This is a genomic window from Alkalicaulis satelles (assembly GCF_008630495.1).
Taxonomy (GTDB): Bacteria; Pseudomonadota; Alphaproteobacteria; order Caulobacterales; family Maricaulaceae; genus Oceanicaulis; species Oceanicaulis satelles.
In genome coordinates, this window is sequence record NZ_VWOJ01000003.1 from 38,704 (window position 1) to 59,276 (window position 20,573).

14 protein-coding genes are annotated in these 20,573 nt (G+C 67.9%); 6 read left to right on the plus strand and 8 right to left on the minus strand.

What is annotated here, in order from left to right:
• Window position 1: 1 nt before the first annotated feature.
• The 5 genes from F1654_RS10150 to F1654_RS10170 all read right to left on the minus strand — a co-directional run bounded on the left by F1654_RS10150 (window position 2) and on the right by F1654_RS10170 (window position 5,626).
• Window positions 2–1,621: an AAA family ATPase gene (locus F1654_RS10150; RefSeq protein WP_150023444.1), complete on the minus strand. Its 1,620-nt coding sequence runs from the start codon at window positions 1,619–1,621 to the stop codon at window positions 2–4.
• A 10-nt stretch (window positions 1,622–1,631) separates the two neighbouring features.
• The gene (locus tag F1654_RS10155) at window positions 1,632–2,291 is read right to left on the minus strand and encodes a CpaD family pilus assembly protein (protein ID WP_150023445.1); all 660 of its coding nucleotides are present in this window, start codon (window positions 2,289–2,291) and stop codon (window positions 1,632–1,634) included.
• A gap of 5 nt (window positions 2,292–2,296) precedes the next feature.
• The gene (locus F1654_RS10160; RefSeq protein WP_150023446.1) at window positions 2,297–3,778 is read right to left on the minus strand and encodes a type II and III secretion system protein family protein; all 1,482 of its coding nucleotides are present in this window, start codon (window positions 3,776–3,778) and stop codon (window positions 2,297–2,299) included.
• Window positions 3,775–4,581, minus strand: coding sequence for a Flp pilus assembly protein CpaB (gene cpaB, locus F1654_RS10165; protein WP_150023447.1), 807 nt, complete (start codon window positions 4,579–4,581; stop codon window positions 3,775–3,777). The genes F1654_RS10160 and cpaB overlap by 4 nt, the downstream gene beginning before the upstream one ends.
• A gap of 172 nt (window positions 4,582–4,753) precedes the next feature.
• A complete protein-coding gene (locus F1654_RS10170) occupies window positions 4,754–5,626 on the minus strand; it encodes a hypothetical protein (protein ID WP_150023448.1) in 873 nt (290 codons plus the stop codon).
• Between the two features lie 202 nt (window positions 5,627–5,828).
• Between F1654_RS10170 and F1654_RS10175 the strand changes: the two genes are divergently transcribed.
• From F1654_RS10175 to F1654_RS10185, 3 genes are all read left to right on the plus strand, one after another.
• Window positions 5,829–6,389, plus strand: a complete 561-nt coding sequence (locus tag F1654_RS10175) for a PAS domain-containing protein (protein WP_150023449.1) — start codon at window positions 5,829–5,831, stop codon at window positions 6,387–6,389.
• A 59-nt stretch (window positions 6,390–6,448) separates the two neighbouring features.
• Entirely contained in the window at window positions 6,449–7,090 is a 642-nt protein-coding gene (locus F1654_RS10180) for a PilZ domain-containing protein (protein WP_150023450.1), read from the plus strand.
• Between the two features lie 128 nt (window positions 7,091–7,218).
• Window positions 7,219–7,743 (plus strand): DUF4339 domain-containing protein, encoded by a 525-nt coding sequence (locus tag F1654_RS10185; RefSeq protein WP_150023451.1) that lies wholly within the window; start codon window positions 7,219–7,221, stop codon window positions 7,741–7,743.
• 26 nt (window positions 7,744–7,769) lie between these two features.
• On the opposite strand, the gene F1654_RS10190 is transcribed toward F1654_RS10185, so the two are convergent.
• Window positions 7,770–11,063 (minus strand): efflux RND transporter permease subunit, encoded by a 3,294-nt coding sequence (locus F1654_RS10190; RefSeq protein WP_150023452.1) that lies wholly within the window; start codon window positions 11,061–11,063, stop codon window positions 7,770–7,772.
• Window positions 11,060–12,217 carry an efflux RND transporter periplasmic adaptor subunit gene (locus F1654_RS10195; RefSeq protein ID WP_150023453.1) on the minus strand — a complete coding sequence of 386 codons (1,158 nt, stop codon included), beginning with the start codon at window positions 12,215–12,217 and terminating at the stop codon, window positions 11,060–11,062. Before F1654_RS10195 ends, F1654_RS10190 begins: the two co-directional genes overlap by 4 nt.
• 238 nt (window positions 12,218–12,455) lie before the next feature.
• Between F1654_RS10195 and F1654_RS10200 the strand changes: the two genes are divergently transcribed.
• The 3 genes from F1654_RS10200 (at window position 12,456) to F1654_RS10210 (ending at window position 19,247) form a co-directional block, all read left to right on the plus strand.
• Entirely contained in the window at window positions 12,456–14,198 is a 1,743-nt protein-coding gene (locus F1654_RS10200; RefSeq protein WP_150023454.1) for an autotransporter assembly complex protein TamA, read from the plus strand.
• Window positions 14,198–18,316, plus strand: coding sequence for a translocation/assembly module TamB domain-containing protein (locus F1654_RS10205; protein WP_150023455.1), 4,119 nt, complete (start codon window positions 14,198–14,200; stop codon window positions 18,314–18,316). Before F1654_RS10200 ends, F1654_RS10205 begins: the two co-directional genes overlap by 1 nt.
• A 256-nt stretch (window positions 18,317–18,572) precedes the next feature.
• Window positions 18,573–19,247, plus strand: a complete 675-nt coding sequence (locus F1654_RS10210; protein ID WP_150023456.1) for a hypothetical protein — start codon at window positions 18,573–18,575, stop codon at window positions 19,245–19,247.
• Here the strand turns inward: F1654_RS10210 and F1654_RS10215 are convergent.
• Window positions 19,244–20,476 carry a hypothetical protein gene (locus tag F1654_RS10215; protein WP_199200535.1) on the minus strand — a complete coding sequence of 411 codons (1,233 nt, stop codon included), beginning with the start codon at window positions 20,474–20,476 and terminating at the stop codon, window positions 19,244–19,246. The genes F1654_RS10210 and F1654_RS10215 overlap by 4 nt on opposite strands.
• Window positions 20,477–20,573 lie beyond the last annotated feature (97 nt).

Genomic DNA, 20,573 nt, shown 5'->3' on the forward strand with positions numbered 1-20,573 from the left:
TTCAGCCTTTCGAGAACAGGGAGCCAAACAGGGATTTGCGGCGCGCCGGCGCAGGCGACCGCCCGGCCAGCAGGCTGGCCAGATGGGCGAAGCCCTCGGCAGGCCGGGACTTGGGATCGACCTCGCCGATCATCTGGCCGTTATTGGCCGCCTTGCCGAACAGGGCCGGGTCAAACGGCAGCACCAGCAGCGGCGCAGCGCCCAGCGCATCGGCGAAATCCTTCAGCGGAATGTCGGGTTTCTTGGGGCATCCGGCCATATTGACCACCACTTTGGGCGGTTCGTCATTGGGCCGGGCCTGGCGCACCAGATCGAACAGGTTCTTGGCGTTGCGCAGACAAGCCAGATCGGGCGTCACCGTGACGATCACCTGATCCGCAGACAACAGGGTGCGGCGCACCCAGGGGCTCCAGGCGTGAGGCACGTCCAGCGTCACGAAGGGCGCCTGGCGGCGCACCTTTTCCAGCACCTGATCGAAGGCTTCCGGGTCGAAATCCCAGTCGCTTTCCAACGTGGCCGGGGCCGAGAAAAGGGACAATCGCTCGGTGCATTTCACCAATAGCCGGTCCAGTAGCGCGTCATCCAGCCGGTCGGGCTGAGCCAGCGCCTCAGCGATGGTCTGGGCCGGGTCCTGGTTGAAATCCAGGCCCGCCGTGCCGAAAGACAGGTCCAGATCCACCAGTACGGCGTCGCTCTGAAGCGACTCGGTGAGGTGCCAGGAGACATTGTGCGCCACAGTGGACGAGCCCACTCCGCCCTTGGCGCCCACAAAGGCCAGCGCGCGGCCGGCGAAGGGCGCATCGGGGTCAAGGAACAATCCGGCGATGGTCTTGATCAGGTGCAGGGGCGACATGGGCGGGACGAGATATTCGCTCACCCCCCGGCGCATCAGCTCGCGATAGAGGGAGATGTCATTGGCCGCGCCAATGATCACCACCTTGGTGTCCGCATCACAGACGCTCGCCAACTCGTCGAGCTGGGCGAACAATTCGCGCCCGCGCATGCCGGTTTCGACAATCAGCAATTCGGGCGTCTGGGCGTCATGGAAGCGCTCGATAGCGCTGGCCAGCCCGCCCAGCTCCACCGTCAGGTGGGCGCGTGACAGACGCCGGTCCGCACCGGCGCGATGGATCAGCTGGCCAGTCTCGGGGCGCTCGCAGAAGGCCTGGATGGCGATGCGCGGCACGGGCTGATGCAACAGCGCTGCATCCTCCTCACCGTCCACCTCGCCATAAAGCCCGCCCTCAACGGCGGCCAGGCTCGGCGCTGCGCGCGCGGGCGCCGGCGCCGGTGAAACAGGCTGGGCCGGTGAGGCAGGCTGTGCGCTAGCCGGTGCAGCAAAGTCTGCATCAAGCTCAAGCCGGTCCTCTTGAGGCGCCTGATTGGCCTCGGCCAGACGCGCGCCGAACGGACGCAATGCATCCCGGTCAGGCGCGGCGGCAGGGGCGGGCCTATGCGCTGCCGATGCGGACTCGTTCAAGTCCTCGCCCAGCATGCGCCGCTCAATGGAGTCAGCATCAAGGAAAGGGTCGTTGGCGTCGGCGATCTCCAGATCGGCGTCCAGGAACTCGTCCCCGGCCTCGAAGCTATCGTCGCGGAAGGCGTCGGCGTGACTGGCCATGGATCGCCCCCTAATTTCCCACCGCGGTGGAGACTGTGCCGCTCTCTTCCGCGCTGCGCTGGCTGGACGTGGGCTGACCCTGACGATAGCGCTCGATCACGACTTCACGGCGCGCCGCGTCAGACGCCTCCATGGTGCGCGCCGCCACCAGATCGCGCGGATCGGAAACCTGGGCGGCCAGATTGGCGGCTGTGGAGCAGCCAAACTCCGGCCAGGCGCGCCCTGGCGGCGCATTGCGCAGGTCCGGCCAGCTGCGGTCGCATACCGGCACGCTGGCCTGATAGCGGGTGAAGGAGAAGATGATCGGCGCGCCCGAACGCCCACGCGCATCATAAGCGCCGCCGGTTATGGCCCGCCAGTCCAGCCCATGGTCGAACAGCTGGGCCCGGGCATCGGCGATCACGGCGATGGCCGCACCCCCGCCGGGCGAGTTCTGGGGATAGGAAATCACCAGCGGCCCATGACCGCGCGCCTTGTACTCGCTGGCCACCGCCGCGATCAGGTCCAGCTGCGCCCAGGTCAATCCGTTATCACGCGCGTCATAAGCCATTTCCACCCGTACGGTTTCCGGCACGGCGCTCGCCCGGGGCAGGGCGCGGGGCTCCTGGGACGCGCAGGCGCTCAGGACCGCAGCGACGACCAGGGCGGACAACACTCGAAAGGCAGTCATGACCATCACTCCAGCACAAAGCCCACCGGGCCGGTCCAGCCGCGTCCGTCCACCCGCGCGCCCGGCGCGGCGTAGACGCGGTTCAGGCGCCCGAGGATCAGGTTTGAGGCCATCGAGGCGGCGGCGAAGCCCTCGCCGGGCTCTTCCAGCGCGCCCGGATTGACCGGATCGACCAGATAGGGGGTGACCAGCACCACCAGCTCGGTCTCGTTATTGGCGAAGTCGCGCGAGCGGAACAGCGAGCCCAGAACCGGCAAGCGTTCAATGCCCGGCACCGCGTCCATGGCCTGGCGCGTCTCTTCCTTGATCAGGCCCGCAATCACCAGGCTGCCGCCCGAGGGCAGCTCCACCGTGGTCTGGGTGCGGTTGACGCTGAGCGCCGGGATGGTGATCCCGCCTGTCGTGCCGATCACATTGCCCTGGCCGTCAAACTGGGGCGTGGCGCCCAGCGAGATGGCGCCTTCATTGGACAGCTCGGACACCTCGGTGGAGATGCGCAGCGAGATGCGCCCTTCCGACAGGACCACAGGCGTAAAGCCCAGACCCACGCCGAAGGGTTTGAATTCGATGGTGATATTGCCGTCACGATCGCGCCCGACCGGCACCGGGAACTCGCCGCCGGCCAGGAATTGCGCCGCCTCGCCGGAGATGGCGGTGATATTGGGCTCGGCCAGGGTGCGCACCAGCCCGATACGCTCCAGCGCGGTCAGGGTGGCGCCCAGGCGCGTATTGCCGCCCAGCGCATTGAGCAGGTCCATGCTGCCCGACAGACCGCCCAGCGAAGCGCCCGCCAGGCCGAAGGCGTTGTCGGTATTGATCCGGTTGACGGTGGGCGTAGCCCCGCCCGTGGACAGGTCGGCGGCCAGATTGACGCCCAGCTGGCGCACAATGGTGCGCTTCATTTCCACGATGCGCACGCGCAGCATCACCTGCTCGCGCCCTTCAATAGCCAGGAAGGACACAACCTGGTCAGGATCATCAGCCCAGCGCCGGGCCACCTGCAGCGCCGCATCCGCCGCCGAGGCCGAGGGCACGGTCCCTGACAGGACGATATTGGCGTTCATGCTTTCGGCTTCGATGCGTCCGCCGGGCACGAACCGGGTCAGCGCCTCGCGCAGGCCCGCCATGTCGCGCTCCACACGCACGTCGAGATCCAGGATGATCTGGCCGTCCGCATCAAAGAAGAAAATATTCGTGCGCCCCACAGCCTGGCCCAGCAGCAAGGCCCGGCGCGGGGTGCGCACCACGGCGTCGGCGACGCTGTCATTGGCGACCATCACCTCGGCGGCGTCCACCGGCAGGTGCAAAACGGCGGCCTGTCCCAGCGGTAGGTCGAGACGTTCGGACACCCGGCCATCGCCGGGCTCGCGGATCACGATCTGCATGGTGTTGGCGCGCTCTGCAGGCGCCTGGGCCGCCAGGGCCGCTCCCGCGCTGGCGGCCAGCGCGGCCGTCAGTCCGATCAGCGTCTTCAGCAGGGTTCTCATGGCGCGCCTCCGCCCAGCGCCACGCGCTGTTCCTCGCCATAGCGGAACACCCGCACCACACGGCCCGAACGCTCTTCATCCGCGCCGTCGGGCAGGCGGGCGCCGCCTTCTGTGTCTGCAATAGAGCGCAGCGCCAGCGAGACCGTGCCCGAAGCCACCGCCATGGACACCGCCCGCGCCTGGCTGGGGGTCAGTTCCAGCGTGGCGGTGGAGCCCACCACCGCGCCGTCACGCTCTTCGGAATGGCGCTGGTCGATGGCCAGCACGCGCACATTCTCCACCACGGTGCGGGTGGCGAAATTCTCGTTGGCCGGCAGGGTCACCAGGATGTCGACCCGGTCATTGGGCAGGATGAACCCGCCCGCGCCCGAGCGCGCCGAGATCGGCACCGCCACCGCGCGCATGCCCGGATCGATCACTGCAGCCATGAAGCCGGCCTGTCCGGGCTGGACCAGGCGGCGCTCCAGAATGGGTTCGCCCGACACCATGGCTGAACGCGCCACTGCGCCGGTGAGCTGTTCGATGGCGTCTGCATGGCGCGCACGGGTGAGATAGCCTGGCGCCACCGCTTCATCCGGCCAGGGCGCCCAGCGGAAGGCGCTCGCATTGACCCGCTCGCCCGGTGCGATATCGCGCGCGGCCACCAGCACCCGCGCGGTCTCCACGCGCGGCGCGGGGGCGGGCTGCTCGCTGGCGGCGGGGGCAGGCGTTGCGGGGGGCTGCATGGCGCTGCGCACGAACACAGCCGCGCCCACGGCGGCGAGCCCTGCAACAGCGAGCACGATCAGACGCACGGCGTTCATGACAGTCACGGCCCCTTTAAATCCATCTGGCGCGCAAACGGATGGCGCCTGACAGGGGATGTGACCGCGAAAACCTCAAAGCCGCGTTAATGCTTCAGAAGTTCGCAACCAGCGTAAACACGCGGTTGACGCTGGCCGGCGCCCTCAAAGGGCCATAAGGGGCGGCGGGGCGCTAGCGATAGCCGCCCACGCCCCCGTCCAGCATCAAGGTGAAGCTGGAGGCTTCGGAGCTGGCGACGCGGCGCTCGCGGGTTTCGCGATAGCGCTCTTCCCAGCGCATATAGACCCACTTCACCCCCGGCCCGTGAAGACGCAGGAGCGAGCGCTCATGACAGTCGCGTTGCGTGCTCTGGCGGGCGCAGAACACCCGCCCGCCCGGCTCATGGCGCAGGGCCTCGCCCTTTTCGCACATAATGGTCTCGCCGCCCTCGAAACGGTCTACGCCGTCCTCGCGCCAGCCCATTGTGGCCTGCAAGGCCGTACCCGGAACGCAACGGAACAGTTCGCCGTCGAATTCGGGATCGGCGCGTTCGGACGGATCCGGGCGCGCGGCCGGATGCGGCGCGCCGCGGTCATCAATGCAGATGGCCCGGATCAGGCGCCATTCCTCGCGTATACGGGTGCGCTCTTCTTCATAACGTTCACTCATCCCCGCCAGCCGCAGTCCTGACAGCGCCGTGGCGGCGGGCGCCTGGCCTCCGCTCACATGCCCTCCGCCCGCATAGACGATGGTGGACGCGCCAGCCTGCCCGGATGCCATGGCCATTGCATTGGCCGAGGCGCTGGCCTGGACATTGACGTTCACATTCAGCGAGTTGTGCACGCCCACATGAATATTGGGTCCACGCACATGGATGCGCGGGCCGCCAATATGGATAGAGGGCGGTTGAATGGTGGGTCCGCCCGGATGGGTGCAGCAATGATGATGCGAGGGCGGCGGCGGCGAGGGCGGCGTCAGCGTCCAGCCGGGCGCAGCCGCACAGGCGGCCATGACGCCGGCGGCGACAACTGAGGCAAGGGCGGCGTGCCGGGATGAAACGCGCATGGCGGTCTCCGAAGCTGTTCGAAGACCCCTCATGCAAGCCGGGGGCCGGTTTGGACCCGGGCGGTGATTTTCCCTGCATTCCGGATCTTCCACCTCAACTGGCAAGGGGCTTGCAGTCAGGGCCGGGCCGCAGCGCCGGACCGCCTCAGGGCGGGACCGTCAGGACGGCGGGGGGACTTGTAGAGCTGAAGGACGCCATATCGTGAGGCACCCGAATTCAAGAACGCTGCACGCCTATTGGGATGCGAGACGCCGCGGCGGCTCGGCCCCGGCGCGCGCTGACATCGCGCCGCAGGACCTGGGCGCCTTATTGTCCAATCTGTTCCTTTTGCGCCGCATGGACCAGGACCATCACGTCTTCCGGCTGGCCGGGACGGGATTGTGCCGCCTGCATCAGCGCGAGTTCCGCGACCAGAACTTTCTCAGCTTGTGGAGCGGTCATGACCGCACCTTGATCAGCGCCCTTCTTGAAGGCGCGCTCAGCGCCCCGGCGCCCGCCAGCGCGCTGGCCGATGCGGTGACGCTGGACGGGCGCGCCTGCGCGGTGGAGCTCAGCGTGCTGCCGCTGCGCGGACCGGAAGGCCAGATCGACCGGGTGCTGGGCCTTTATCAGCCGTTGGACGCCGCGCGCCTGGGCGGGCGTCCGGTGGTGCGTCACAGAGTGAGCCTGATCAATCCGGCGCGCCTGCCTGACCCCAGCGTCTCGGTCTTCGCCGGCCGCTCGCGCACCTTGCGCCCGCAGCTGGCGGCCAATGACGGCTGATATAGCGAAATCTTAAGCCTCACGCGCGATCATGCCCGCCGGTTTATTGCGGACGGATCATGGCGCAGATCACCGATATCTCCGGCCGGCTCGACCGGCGCAAGATCAAGATCGCGGCGCGCGGCGCGGAAGAACGCCGCCGGCACCGGCGCGTGCGCCTGTCCATTCCCGGCCGTGCGCTCAGCACCAGCCAGGGCGAATTCGCTTGCCGCCTGGTCGATGTCTCTCCCGGCGGCGTGCGTGTCGCCGCCCCGGCCGAGCTCAAGCGCGGCGAACGCGTGGTGATGCTGTTTGACGGCCTGGGCCGCATGGAGGGCGAGGTGGTGCGCGCAGGCAAGGGCGGCTTTGCGGCGCGCCTGGCCACCACGCAGCGCAAGCGCGACCGGCTGGCTGACGCCATCACGTGGCGTTTCAATATGGAGCGCATGGGCCTGAAAGAAGACCGCACTGCGCCGCGCAAGCCCGGACGTGGACGCGCCACACTGTCCTTGCGCGATGGCGTGATCATCCAGGCTGACGTGACTGATGTGTCTGTCACCGGCGCGGCCTTCGCCTGTCTTGAGCGGCCGCGCATTGGTGAGCCGGTCCGGGTGGGCGGCATGACCGGGCGCGTAGCGCGCTGGCTGGACACGGGTTTCGCCGTCCAGTTCGACCCGCCTGACACACCCCGGCAAGGCCAGACGGCGTCCGCGCCGGACTGACATTGGCGCGTCTGCCCGCATGCGCACGTCACATTATATCGCCAAATAACAGCCAGCGGCCCGATTCTTGCCTCGAATGAAGCAGAAGCTGGCCTGCAGAGGGAATTATGGGCCGGGAGAAAACAGCAATGCCGCGCGACGACGGAATCGCCATGTCCTGGTTTGTCAAAGTCGAAGGCCGTGTCTACGGCCCCTATACCGGCGCCCAGATGCGCGCCTTCATCGGCGAGGGGCGGGTGGCCGCCCACTCGACGGTGTCGGACCGGCGCGAGGACGGGTTCCGCTCCGCCCAGGATATCGCCCAGCTGAAAACCTGGCTGGACGAGGCGCGCCGCAGCCCGGGCGAGAAGCGCCCGGCGCCGTCTGATGCGCGCACCGCCAACTTTGTCATCGTCGCCGAACTCAGCCCGGCCAGCACCCCGGGCTTTGAAGCCGCCCTTGCCGATTTCGGCGACGCCGAACCGATCACGCCGGGCGTTTGGCTGTTGCGCGGGGCGGCGAGCGCGGCCCATCTGCGCAATGAGCTGAGCCATTTGCTGGCGCGTGAAGACCGGCTTCTGGTGGTGGACGCCTCGCGCGATCGCACCGCCTGGTTCAATCTGGGCCGCGAAGCGGATGAACGCATCCGCAGCCTGTGGGGCCGGCGCGTCTGACGCCATGCATCCGTAAACGAAAAGCGTCAGCCTGAGGCTGGCTCAGACGGGCTCATGGCCCGGCGCAGACCATAGATCCCGGCCACCAGAAGCGCGCCGGCCAGGCCCGCCCATGGTCCTGCAGCCATCAACCCGATCAGAAACACGCCAAACGCACCCATCCCCCACTGGGCCAGCGCATTGTCGCGCACATCCTCGATCACCATCACAAACGCCGGCAGCAGCATGAGGATGGCCACCGAGGCGAACATCAGCCCCACGCCAAGGCTTACCACCATGGGCACCAGGAACTGGGCCTGGGGGCTCTGCTCGCTCATGATCGGCAACAGGCCGAGCGCGGTGGTCAGCGTGGTGATCACCACCGGACGGAAGCGGCGCGCGCAGGCCTCGGCGATGGCCTCGCGCGGCTCCACACCGGACTCCACCGTCTTGTTGTAGCGGTCGATCAGCACGATGGAGGCGTTCACCACCACGCCCGACAGGGCCACCATCCCGAAAATGGACGGGAAGGAGAGGTCAAAGCCCAGCATAAGATGCCCCAGTATCGCCCCGGCGACGCCAAACGGGATGGCGATCAGGATGATCAGCGGCTGGATATAGCTGCGCAGCTGGGTGGCCAGCAGCGCATACATGATGATCACCGCAAACAAGAGCCCGATCAGAAGGCTGGCGAAGTCCTGGGCCTGTTCGCGCCCGGCGCCGGCCAGCTCCCAGGTCAGGCCCGGATAGCGCTCGATCAGTTCGGGCAGGAAATCCTCCACCTGCTCGCGCGCCGATCCCGGCGTGATCACATCCGTATCCACATTGGCGGTGACCTCGATGATGCGCCGCCCGTCAATACGCTCGATGCGGGTATAGCTGCGGGTCTCCGTCACCGCCGCCGCCGCGCTGAGCGGCAGGCCCCGGCCCTCACGCGTGCGCAGGCGTAGGGCGTCCAGATCGGTCAGATCGCGCCGCTCGGCCTCGGGATAGCGCACGAACACGCGCACCTCGTCCCGGCCGCGCTGGATGCGCTGCACTTCCTCGCCGAAAAAGGCCTGGCGCACTTGCCGGGCGATGTCCGCCGGGGTCAGGCCCGCCGCCTCGCCCGCCGGGGTCAGGGCGAAATTGAGCTGGCGCTTGCCCAGATCAAAGCCGTTATTGATGTCGCGCGCGCCCTCGATATCGCCGATGAAGGCGGCCAGATCGAGCACGGCGCGTTCCAGCGTCTCATCATCAGGGTGGGTCATTTCATAGGCTATGTCCGGATCCTGCGGCCCGGCGGTGGAGATGATGGTCAGCCGCTCCACACCCGGAAGCGGGCCGAAACGCTCGCGCCAGAGCGATTCAATGCGGCTGGAGCGGATCGACCGGCGCGCCGCCGGCTCCAAGACCAGCTCCACCTGGGCCAGATTGCCCGCCACCGTGGTGCTCACCGACGAGCCCGGCCCGCCGAACTGGCTGGTCCGCCCGCCAATGGTGGCGGTGATGGTGCGGATGACCGGCTCGCCGCGGGCCGCATATTCGGCCTGGATCTCCTCGGCGGCCCGGATCATCGCCTCGGCCGCCGCGCGCGTATCCCCGAACGGCGCGCCCTCGGGCAGGCGCAGATCGGCGCTGATCAGTTCAGCCTCGATGGCCGGGAAAAACACAAAGCGCACCAATCCCGTCGCCGGGATCGCCATAATGGCGATCAGGATCACGATCCCGCCCGCGCTGACCAGCAAGCGGGCGCGCGCCGCGAACAGCGCCCAGCGCCGCACCGCGCCGTCGGAAAATCCCTGCACGGCGCCTTGCACCGCGCCCTGAAGACGCGCCAGAGGCCCGCGCGACCAGTCCGATCCCGACGACAGCTGGGAGGGCAGGATCAGGAAGGCCGCCACCAGCGACACCGCCAGGATGGACACCACAACGATTGGAATGGGCCGGGTGATCTCGCCGAACGTGCCGCCGGTGAAGATCAGCGGGCCGAAGGCGGCGATGGTGGTCAGCACTCCCACCAGCACCGGCGCAGCGACGCCGGTCACCCCGGCGATGGCCGCATCGCGCCCCGTTCGCCCCTTGGCGCGTTCGCGGTCGGTGTTCTCACCCACCACAATGGCCGCATCCACCACAATGCCGAGCACGATGATCAGGCCGAACGTGGTGATGAAATTCATGCTCACGCCCGCCGCCCCGAACACAGCGAACCCGCCCAGGAAGGAAATCGGAACGCTCAGCGCCACCCAGAAGGCCAGGCGCAGATCGAGCATCAGCACCAGGAACACGAACACCAGGGTGAAACCCAGAATGGCGTTGCGGGTGATCAGCGCGATGCGGTCAGCAAAGATGACGCTCTGATCAATCACCAGCGATACATCCACACCCGCAGGCAGGATGGCCTCCTCCTGCCAGGCGTCCACCTGGCGGCGCACGGTCAGAAGGTCCTCGCCCGGCCGGTTGAGCACGTCGAGAAACACCGCCGGCCGGCCCTGATAGAGCGAGATCAGCGGGTCTTCGCGGAAACCGTCCGTGATGGACGCTACATCGCTCAGACGCACCCGCGCGCCAGACGGGTCTGAGCGCACGATGATGCTTTCAAACGCCTCGCCGGTGATCCGGCGCGCATCGGTGCGCAGGAGAATATCGCCGCCCGCCGTGCGGATCTCTCCGCCTGACAGATCCACGGACCCGGCCCTGACCGCATCGGCGACTTCAGAAAAGCTCAGATCAAAACGGCGCAGGGCCTGCTCGCTGACCGAGATCGCGATCTCGTATTCGCGAACGCCCCGCAATAGCGCGGTGGAAATGCCCTCCAGCGCCAGCAATTCGTTCTCCGCCTGCTCGCCTGCGCGGCGCAGCTCGGCCTCGCTGACCGGGCCTGTCAAAGCCAGGGTGAGCACGGTGGTGGTGGGCAGGGGCACGCGAATCTGGGGCTGTTCGGCGTTCTGGGGCGGGAAGTTGGAAATGCCGTTGACGGCGGTCTCCACATCGGTGCGCACCACCTGGGCGTCGGCGAAATCACGCAGGATCACCGTGACCGTGCCGCGCCCCTCCGAGGCCACCGAACGCACCCGGTCCACCCCGTCCAGCCCGCGCACCGCTTCCTCCACCCGCCGGGTGACGCTTTCCTCCACCTCGCCGGGCGTGGCGCCAGGATAAATCACGGCGATCTGGACCGAGCGCGGCGACAGGCTGGGAAACACTTCGGTGGGCAAGGTGGCCGCGCTCAGCGCGCCGCCCACCAGGAACAGCACCATCAAAAGATTGGCCGCCACAGGATTGCGCACGAACCAGGCGGTGAGCGCCTTGCCAGGCCAATCCTCGGTCAGGGAGCGCGGAGTGGCGGGCGAATCACTCATGGCCGCCCGCCATTCTCCGACAGGATGTCAGCGCGCCGTCCCACCATGATGTCGGGAACTGGCGAAACGATCACCCCCTCGCCCGGATCAAACGGTTCGGCCAGCACGCCGCCGCGTTCACGGCCCCGGACTGTGATGCTGGCGCGTTCGATCACGCCATCGCGCACCCTGTAGATGGTGTCCAGCCCGGTCACCGCCGAGGCGGGCAGGCGCATGACATCCTCCAGCGCCGGGCCTTCCACCACGATGTTAGCGAACAGGCCCGGGCGCAAATCCTGGGGCGCCTCATCAAGCGTTATGAACAGGTCGATGAAGCGCGTGCGCGGATCGAGCCGGGCTCCGGCGCGCGCCACCTGTCCGGACAGATCATCTTCAGCGCCTTCAATGCGGATGCGCGCTGCGCGGCCCACAGCCCCGTCCAGGCGGACGATCTCGGAGGCGGCGGCAGGCGCCACCAGCTCCACGCGGTCCAGCGCAAAAACCTGGCCGTAGGACTGGCCCGAAGACACCAGAAGTCCCGCCTCAATGCGGCTTTCCGTGACCGCGCCGTCAAAGGCGTATCGCACCCGCGTGCGCTCCAGATTGAGACGGGCCTGGGCCAACTCCGCCTCGCCGGCCAGAAGCCGGGCGCGGGCGGCCTCCAGCTGGGGCTCGCGCGCGGCCAGCGGCGTGATCTCCCGGTCAGGAAAAGTGCGCTCCCACTCGCGCCGGGCGATGTCAGCCTCGGCTTCAAGCTGATTGAGCGCGCTGCGCGCTTCAGCCACGGCGGCGCGCGCGCGGGTCTCGGCGATCTCGAAATCGCGCCGGTCGATCTCGAACAAAACTTCATCGGCGCTGAAGGATCCGCCTGCGCGCACAGCCGGGGAAACGGACGTCACCTGCCCGCCCACCTGGGGCGCCAGATCGATGAAAGCGCTAGCGGTCACCGTGCCGGTCAGGCTCACATTGACCGTGTGGCTGGCGCGTTCGGGCGTGATCACGCGCACCGGCACGGCCGTGCGCGCCTCGGTCGCGGGCGCGCCTGTATCGCCCGAGTCCATGAGAACAAAGGTTGTAATAAGCGCCGCCAGCACTAACGCGCCGACAGCGCCGATCTGCAGCCAGCCGATCAGGCTTTGGCCGCTTCCGCTTTGAGGCGCCTGGCCTGCGGACATGATATGCGTCCCCTCATGAGTGCGGGCCGCTGCGGCGCCGCGCGATGCGTCCCAGCAATGTAAGGTGCGGCGTTCAGCTGGCCAGCGAATTTATGCGCTCCATCCCGGATTTTGCAGGTGCTGCCCCCGGCGGGTGTCGCACTAGCGCGCCCGCGTGATAAATCTATCCGCTGAGGGGAGCGCATAGCCCGGTGACCAGCCAGTGACGATTCGCGCAACAGGATATCTGACCGGGCTGATGGCGGCCCTGATGCTGGCGTTGGCCACCGGTCAGGCGGGCGCTGAACCGCTGGCGCGTATCGAGGGCGTGAGCGATCAGGCCCTGGCGCGCGCACTGGCCGAAGCGGTAGGGGAAGCCGGTCCGCGCGCCGAGAACGGGGCTGATGCGCCCTGGCGCGCACGGGCGAGGGCGCGCGAGGCCGCCGACATCATCCAGCGATATCTCGATTCCCAAGGCTATTACGGCGCAGTGATCGACCCGCGTGTGGACGATGCCGGACGCGCCCTGGTGCGGGTGCGTCCCGGACAGCGCTTCGTGTTTGACGCCATCCAGGTCAGCTGGCTGACCCCTCCTGATCAGGCCGAACCGCCCGAGGCGGCCGCACAAAACCTGGCGCTGGAGCCTGGCGCCCCTGTCATCGCCTCGGACGTGATCGCAGCGCGCGCGCGCGTCATCGCCGGATTGCACGCAGAGGGCTTTGTTGAGGCTCGCGAGGCAAGCCACGACATCATTGTCGATCACGCCACCCAGAGCGCCCGTGCGGATTTCCGCTTCGAGACCGGCCCATTCATGCGTTTCGGCCCGCCGCAATTCGCCGGCGGTCTGGCCGATCTCAGACCCGGCTTCATCGCCCGTCTTGCGCCCTATGAAATTGGCGAGCCGGCCAGCCGCGCCCAGCTCAATGAATACAGCCGCCGCCTGCACGCCTTGCAGTCTGTCTCCGTCGCCGATGTGCGCATGGCGCCCGATGAAGAGGACGGACTGTGGCCCGTTGACGTGCGTGCTGATCCTACGCCGCGTCACCGGATAGAGGGCGCGCTGCGCTGGTCCACGTCTGAAGGGGCGGGCGCCGAGGCGGTCTGGACCCGGCGCAATGTATTCCGTGGAGATGAGACCCTGTCCGCCGGTGTCCAGGCCGCCGAGCTGCGGCAGGGCGTCATCACACGCCTGACCCTGCCCCACTGGCGGCGCTACGCGCAGGATCTAACCCTGGGCGCGGAGCTCCTGGCCGAACGCACGGACGCGTTTGATCAGGACGTGCTGCGTCTATCGGCCACCGTCTCACGCCTGATCGCCGAACGGTTGACCCTGACCGGCGGGGTGCGCGCCCAAACCGCGCGCGTCACTGATGTGACCGGAACCCGCTCGGCGACCACGCTGGCCCTGCCTGCAGGCGCTATTTGGGACGGACGCGACAGCCTGCTCGACCCGCAACGCGGCGTCTATCTGGATCTGGGCGCTACGCCCGGCTGGTCCTTCGGCGGGCGCGAGACCCGCTATGTCAGGCTGGAAGGCGGGGCGCGCTATTTCTTCCCGGTCAGCGACACGGTAGTGCTGGCCGCCCGCGCGCGGGCAGGCTCCATCGTGGGCACATCGCCCGAAGCCCTGCCGCCGGACGAGCGCTTCTATGCCGGTGGCGGCGGCTCGGTGCGCGGCTACGCCTATCAGTCCCTTTCACCAGAACGCCTCAACCCCCAGACCGGACGGGGTGAGATTTTCGGCGGACGATCCTTGAGCGAGGTCAGTTTCGAAGCGCGCTGGAGGCGTTCTGAACGCCTTGGCTTCGCCGCCTTCATCGATGGCGGCGCGGCCCGCGATGACACCGCCCCGGATTTTTCCGGCATGCGCTTCGGCGCCGGTCTGGGCGTGCGCTATTATCCCGGCTTCGGCCCGTTGCGTCTTGACATCGCCACGCCGCTGAACCGGCGCTCCGGCGACGATCCGGTGCAGATATATATCTCCATCGGGCAGGCTTTCTGATGGCGAACGCAACTCCCACTCCCCGGCGCAGGGCGCGCGGCTGGCTCATCGGCGGCGCCGTGACGCTGACCACGCTGATCGCCATCGCCGCCATCGCGGTCGTGTCTGCCGTGCTTTTGATGAGCGGTCCGTTCGGGCGCGAACTGGTGCGCGAGTTTGCCGACGGCCGCGATCTGGCGGGCTTTGGCGAGCTGGAAATGGGCGCGGTGTCGGGCAATGTGCTCTCGCGCTTCGAGATCGAGCACATCCGTATTCGCGACGAAGAGGGCGTGTGGCTGGAGGCGCGCGATATCGAGGTCGACTGGTCACCCTGGTCGCTGCGCAATTACGTGCTGCGCGTCAACGCCGTGAGCATCGCCGATGTCAGCGTTATTCGCCGCCCGGTGCGCGCCGAACGCGAGCCCGGCCCGCCGCCCGATCTCTCACGCCTGCCGCATATCCGTGTGGGCGAAGCCGGCATTAGCGCGATCCGTATCGCAGAGGATGTAGCCGGCCCGCCCGCGGTCTACGCCCTGTCCGGTCAGATGCGCCATGATGAGGGCCGCTGGCGCGGGGCGCTGGACCTGCGCCGCACCGATGCGGTGGGTGACCGTCTGCTGGCCGAGTTCAATGTGGAGGACGCGCTGGAGGCCGATTTGCGCTTCGACGCGCCGCCCGGCGGACTGCTCGCCAGCCTGCTGCAGGCCGATGAGGACGGGGCCACGGGCGTGGTCAGCGCCGCCGGCCTCATGGAGGCCGGGTCGGGCGAGGCGGAAATCTATATCGGCGGCGTTCTGGCCGTGGACGGACGGCTGGACTGGGCCGATGGCGCAGCTGAGGCCTCGGGCGATATCCGCCCCGGGGTCTGGCCTCGGTTCCAGGCGCTGCAGGAACTGCTCGGCGGACCGGCCCGCCTGACCGCCTCCGCCCCTCTGGGGCGCAGCGGGATCAATGCGCTGGACGCCGCCCGCCTGATCGCCGAACTGCGTGCGCCCCATCTGCGCGCCAGCATCCAGATGACAGGCGAACGCACTGGTGAGATCGAGCTGGAGGGCTATGAGGCCATTGCGGGCATCGCCACACGCGGCGCGGTAGAGGCCCAGTGGCTGAGGGTGCGCGGCCTGGCTGACCTGACAGGCGATACGCCCGCCTTTGATGGCGAGATCAGTGCAAGAGGCCTGGCGCTGCCCGCCGGGATCACACTGGGCGCAGTGAGCGGGCCGGCGCAGGTGTCAGGCGGGCTGGACGCACCGCGGGTCGATACCGAGCTCGCCATCACAGGCGCGGCCTATGAGATCGAAGCCCTGGAGCGCCTGATCGGAGCGGAGCCGCGCCTGGCCGCCGATTTCACCTATGTGCGTGAAAGCGGCGCGCTGTCTGTCCATAGCTATGAGGCGCGCCTGCCCACCGGCGTGTTCACAGGCGGGGGCGGCGTATCGGTTCCCGGCGAGACCTGGCGCGTCTCCGCGCGCAGCTCCCAGGCGCGCTTCAACCGGCTGGCGGACGCCATTGAGGGCGAAGGCGCGCTCACCCTGAACGCCAGCGGCGATTTCGCCGGCGCGGTGGCCTTCGACGCAGCGCTCAGTGAGTTCACGCCGTCGGGTGATCTGGCCGGCCGGCTCGACGGACCGCTCGGCGTCACGGCCTCGGGACGGCGCGAAAGCGACGGCGCGATCTATCTCGACACGGTCAGCGCCCAAGGCCCGCAACTGGCGCTGGAGGCGCGCGGCGAGCAGCTTGATGAGCGCTGGCGCTTTGACGGGGCGCTGGCCTGGTCAGGCCAGTCGCCGCTGGCCGCCCTCACCCTGGAGGGCGCTCTGGAAACCGCGTTCGAGGCCGCCTATGACGCACAAGGCGTGGCGCTGCGTGTGGACGCCTCGGCAGGGGCGCTCAGCGCCGGGCCGCTGGGCATGAGCGATGCGCGCCTGCGCGTGGAAGCGGAGGGGCCGCTGGAGGCCCTGCGCGGCGCTGGGCGCCTGACCGGGAGCAGCGAGCGCGGCCCGGTGGATGTGAGCGCAGATTTCGCCCGTGAGGGCGAGACCCTCACCCTGCAGACCCTGACCGGTCAGCTGGCGGCGATGCGCGTAGACGGATCGGCCAGCGCCGGGCCGGAGCGCATCGGCGCGGACCTTACCTTGCGGCCGGTGACAGGGGTCGGCGCCATGACCCTGACCGCGGCGCTGGAGGGCGGCGAGATCGCCCTGCGCGCCTCGGCCGAAGACCTGATCGGTGAGGATCTGGCCTATATCGACCATTTCATCCTGACCCTTGAGGGTCCGCTGGAGCGCGCTGCGCTCAGTCTCGACACGGCTGGCGCCTATGGCGCGCTGTTTGAAGCCGCAGCGCAGGGGACGGTCGCGCTGGCGGGCGAGCCCGGCGCAGCGCTGGACCTGACCGGGCGCTACGGCCCCTTCCCCATCACCACCCTTGTCCCTCTCAGAATCCGTGCAGGCGATAGCCCGCAGGCTGAGATCGCCCTGCGGGTGGGCCAGGGCGAGGCGCATCTGGATGCGCAACTTGGGCAAGATCTCGCGCTTAATGCGCGCCTGGACTCCATCCCGGCCGGGTTGATCTCCCTGCGCCGGGCGCGCCGGCCCGTGACGGGAACGCTGGATGGATCGCTGGATATTACCCGCCGCAATGGCGTGTGGCTGGGCGAGGCGGCGCTATCGGGCGCCGGCCTGCGGCCACTGGATTCTCCTGCGGAAGACGCGCTCGACGGGTCCATGCGCGTCACACTGGATGAGGACGGGCTGCGCGTCGTGTCCAGCGCCCAGGGCGTGGGCCTGACCGCGCGGGCCAACGCCAGCCTGATGACAGGCCCCATTCGCAATCCTGAAGACCTCAGCCGCCCGGATGCGGCGCTTTCGGGCGAGGGCCTGGTGCGCGGGGAGGTGAGCGCGCTGGCCGCCTTCCACCTGGCCTCCGCCCAGTCTCTGAGCGGACGCGCCGATATCACAGCGCGCCTGTCGGGCACTTACGCCGAGCCCCGCTTTGAAGGCGATGCCCGCCTGCAGGAAGGCGCGTTCAGCGACGGGCGCGCAGGGCTGCGGGTTGAGGCGATTGATCTCTACGCCGTGTTTGACCAGTCCAGCCTGGTGCTGGAGCGCCTGACCGCCACCGATGGCCGCTCAGGTCGGCTCACCGGCGAAGGCTCGGTCAGCGTGGGCGAGGACGGGCTCGGCTCGCTGGCCGCCGATGTCAGCGCCGCCGTGCGCAGCTTCCGCCTGGTGGGACGGCCTGATCTGGAGGCCATCGGCACAGGCGATGTGCGCTTCGTCTACGCCAGCGGCGAAGGGCGGATCACAGGGCGCACCGTGATCGACCGCGCCGAAGTGCGTCCGCCCGAAGCCTCGCGTGCGCCCATTCCGTCCATCACCGTCACCCAGATCAACGCCCCGGGCGGCGAGCGCGGCAATGGCGGACCGGCCATTCCCATCCATCTCGATTACCGCGTCAGCGCGCCCGCCCGCCTGTTCGTGCGCGGGCCGAATTTCGACACCGAATGGTCCATGGACCTGAATATCACCGGCACCACGGCGGCGCCGCATCTGAGCGGCGTGATCACCGCAGAGCGCGGACGCGCCGACATGCTCGGGCGCCTGTTCCAACTGGAGGAAGGGCGTATCACGCTGGACGGCGAGCCGGGCGACGCCCTGCTGGATATCGCTGTGGCGCGCGAGGCGCGCGAAATCACCGCCCGCGTGCGCGTGCGCGGCACGGTGCGCGAGCCGCGCATTTCTCTGAGCTCCACCCCCGCCCTTCCCGAGGACGAGATCGCCAGCCGGCTGGTGTTCGGTCAGGGCGCGGCCAATCTCAGCCCCGTGGAATACGCCCAGCTGGCCGCCTCGCTGGCGGCGCTCTCGGGGGGCTCGGCCTTCGATCCGCTGGGCGCGCTGCGCCAGGCCACCGGGCTCGACACCTTCGGAGTGCGCACCGATTCAGGCGGCCAGACCGTGGTGTCGGGCGGGCGCTATCTCACGGATTCGGTTTATCTTGAGCTGGAAAGCGCAGGCTCCAGCGCCGGGCCGACAACCCGCATCGAATGGGCGCTGACCCGCTCCATCTCTCTCCTGTCGCGCATTCGCGGGGATGGCGACGCCGCCGTGGCCGTGAGCTGGCGCACAGAATACGACTGACACCGGCAAGGACGCATGGTTAGCCAGCCCGTGCGCTATCCAACCGCCCGCAATTTGTCCGAACAAAGTTGACGCCCACCCTTTTCCGCGCTTAGCTGGAAGTGTGGTCAGCGGCCTTCTCCCGGCGCCAGGACGGCGATTTATGCGCAGGCCGCTCGCGACCGCACTAGAGCCTTTGCGGTTGCCCCTATGAAGGCGGGCCGCCTGACAGGCGCACGCCATTTCTTCACCGCCAGATCCTTGAAAGGCGCGCCCCATGATCGAGACCGGCTGGCTCTATGACGCCCTGCTGTACGCCCATATCGTGCTGTTCGCGGTCTGGCTGGGCGGCGATATCGGCGTGTTCATCCTGGGCCAGCATTTTCGCAAGCGCAGCTACCAGCTGGAAACCCGCCTGCAGTTCCTGAAGCTGCTGGTGCTCAATGATATGGGACCGCGCAGCGCCTGGGCGCTGATGGTTCCGGTCTCGCTCTCGCTTATCGCCCTGAACTGGACCGACCTGCCGGGCTGGATCGTGACGGCAAGCTGGGCGGCGGGACTGGTCTGGCTGGCCCTGGTCTGGGGCGCTTATCTCAATGACCAGACGCCGCTGGCCGCACAATTGCGCCGGATCGAGTTCGCGCTGAAGCTCGCCCTCACCGCCGGCTTCATCGCGCTCACAGCTGCGGGTCCGGCAGGATGGCTGGCGATGCCGGGGTGGCTGACGCTGAAGGCGGGGCTGTTCGCGGCGATTTTCGTATTCGCCATCATGATTGATGTGAGCTACCGGCCCGTGGGCCCGCTCCTGCAGCGCCTGATCACGCAAGGGTCCAGTGACGAAACGGAAATCCCGCTCCTGCGCGCCATGAACCGCACCCGCTTGTGGGTGCTGGGGCTCTACGGCCTTTTGATCGTAATTGGCGCGGTGGGCGTGTTCAAACCGGTGTTCTAGCCAAAGAGCGCCCGCATGATATCCGGAAACTGGCCGGTGGCCAGGAAAGGCAGCATCAGCGCCAGCGTGACCGACACGCCAAGGCCGATGGCGGCCCGCCCGATATCGGACACCACGTCCCGCGCCGCCGCCGCGCGCGACTGCAGTCGCGCCATGAAGGTGATCGCGATCTCCCGGCCCGCCAGCAGGCCCAGGAAGACATAGGTCGTGCTCATCGGGATGTCGTTGAGCTCCTTGAAATACATCAGGATCATCCCGTAGAGGAAGTCCACTACCGTGGCCGAGCGCACGTCCACCGTATTGGTCTTGCGCAAGACGATTTTCTGAATCTCGCCGCCGCGCGCAGCGAAAATGATCGCATGCAGCCCGACCATGAGCAGCGTGCTGAAAACCAGAAGGCCGATGGAGAAGGTCACCTGCACGCTGCCATCGGGCATGATGGTGGTTTCGCGCGGCAGATAGATGAAGATATTGGCCAGGTCCTGCATCAGCCATTGCGACCACAGGAAGCCGGTCGACAGCCATTGCAGGACAAACCAGGTGTTGATGCGCGCCGTGGCGATAGCGATCAGCACAGCGATGGCCACAGTCAGGCCGGACCCGATCCAGTTGATATTGTCCAGGTCCGGCAGGTAGGGCCCGGCCACCAGCAGATAGACCAGAAGGCAGATCAGGGCCGCCACGCCGGGCACTGTCCACCAGGGGGAATGGTCGTCATCCACCTGGGTGCGCGACACCCATTTCTCGAATGCGCGCGCGATCACCACGAAGATTATGCCGCCCGTGACGAAGGCCACGGCGTAACCGCTCAGGCTCTTGAGCAGCATTTCTCCCAGAACGCCGGCGGTGGCCGCACCGCCGGTGAGGGTGAAGATCGTCAGCACAAGGAAGGTGGTCGAAACCGGGATGCCGAACCGGGTCAGGATCAGCAGCGCCAGGGGCGGCAGCACATGCCACCAGTGAATGCCGGTTTCCGGATACGGAATACGGTTCAGGCGGCCATAGGCGATATCGCCTGAATAGGCGAAATAACCGTACACCATGACGCCCACGATGATGGTGGAGGCGAACGCCCACAACACCATCCAGGACCGTTTGGAGTTGGACGCCAGGAAAGTGCCCAGCGTCTGGATCACGTCGTTCGCCACGATTGCGTAGGCGGCGAACATGAACCCGACCAGCGCCCAGAGCGGCACGCCAAAAATCGCGATCGCACCCAGATCAGGCATGAAGCCCCCTGTATTGAGGCGCAGCGCGCCTATCGCACCCCGGTTAGCGCGCCCGCGTGGTTAGGTGAAGCCATTCCTGCTGCGCCAGCGCAGATTT

Coding starts and splice junctions, on each gene's coding strand:
- F1654_RS10150 (WP_150023444.1), bottom strand. CDS start 1,621: ATGGCCAGTCACGCCGACGCCTTCCGCGACGATAGCTTCGAGGCCGGG.
- F1654_RS10155 (WP_150023445.1), bottom strand. CDS start 2,291: ATGACTGCCTTTCGAGTGTTGTCCGCCCTGGTCGTCGCTGCGGTCCTG.
- F1654_RS10160 (WP_150023446.1), bottom strand. CDS start 3,778: ATGAGAACCCTGCTGAAGACGCTGATCGGACTGACGGCCGCGCTGGCC.
- cpaB (WP_150023447.1), bottom strand. CDS start 4,581: ATGAACGCCGTGCGTCTGATCGTGCTCGCTGTTGCAGGGCTCGCCGCC.
- F1654_RS10170 (WP_150023448.1), bottom strand. CDS start 5,626: ATGCGCGTTTCATCCCGGCACGCCGCCCTTGCCTCAGTTGTCGCCGCC.
- F1654_RS10180 (WP_150023450.1), top strand. CDS start 6,449: ATGGCGCAGATCACCGATATCTCCGGCCGGCTCGACCGGCGCAAGATC.
- F1654_RS10185 (WP_150023451.1), top strand. CDS start 7,219: ATGCCGCGCGACGACGGAATCGCCATGTCCTGGTTTGTCAAAGTCGAA.
- F1654_RS10190 (WP_150023452.1), bottom strand. CDS start 11,063: ATGAGTGATTCGCCCGCCACTCCGCGCTCCCTGACCGAGGATTGGCCT.
- F1654_RS10195 (WP_150023453.1), bottom strand. CDS start 12,217: ATGTCCGCAGGCCAGGCGCCTCAAAGCGGAAGCGGCCAAAGCCTGATC.
- F1654_RS10200 (WP_150023454.1), top strand. CDS start 12,456: ATGGCGGCCCTGATGCTGGCGTTGGCCACCGGTCAGGCGGGCGCTGAA.
- F1654_RS10205 (WP_150023455.1), top strand. CDS start 14,198: ATGGCGAACGCAACTCCCACTCCCCGGCGCAGGGCGCGCGGCTGGCTC.
- F1654_RS10210 (WP_150023456.1), top strand. CDS start 18,573: ATGATCGAGACCGGCTGGCTCTATGACGCCCTGCTGTACGCCCATATC.
- F1654_RS10215 (WP_199200535.1), bottom strand. CDS start 20,476: ATGCCTGATCTGGGTGCGATCGCGATTTTTGGCGTGCCGCTCTGGGCG.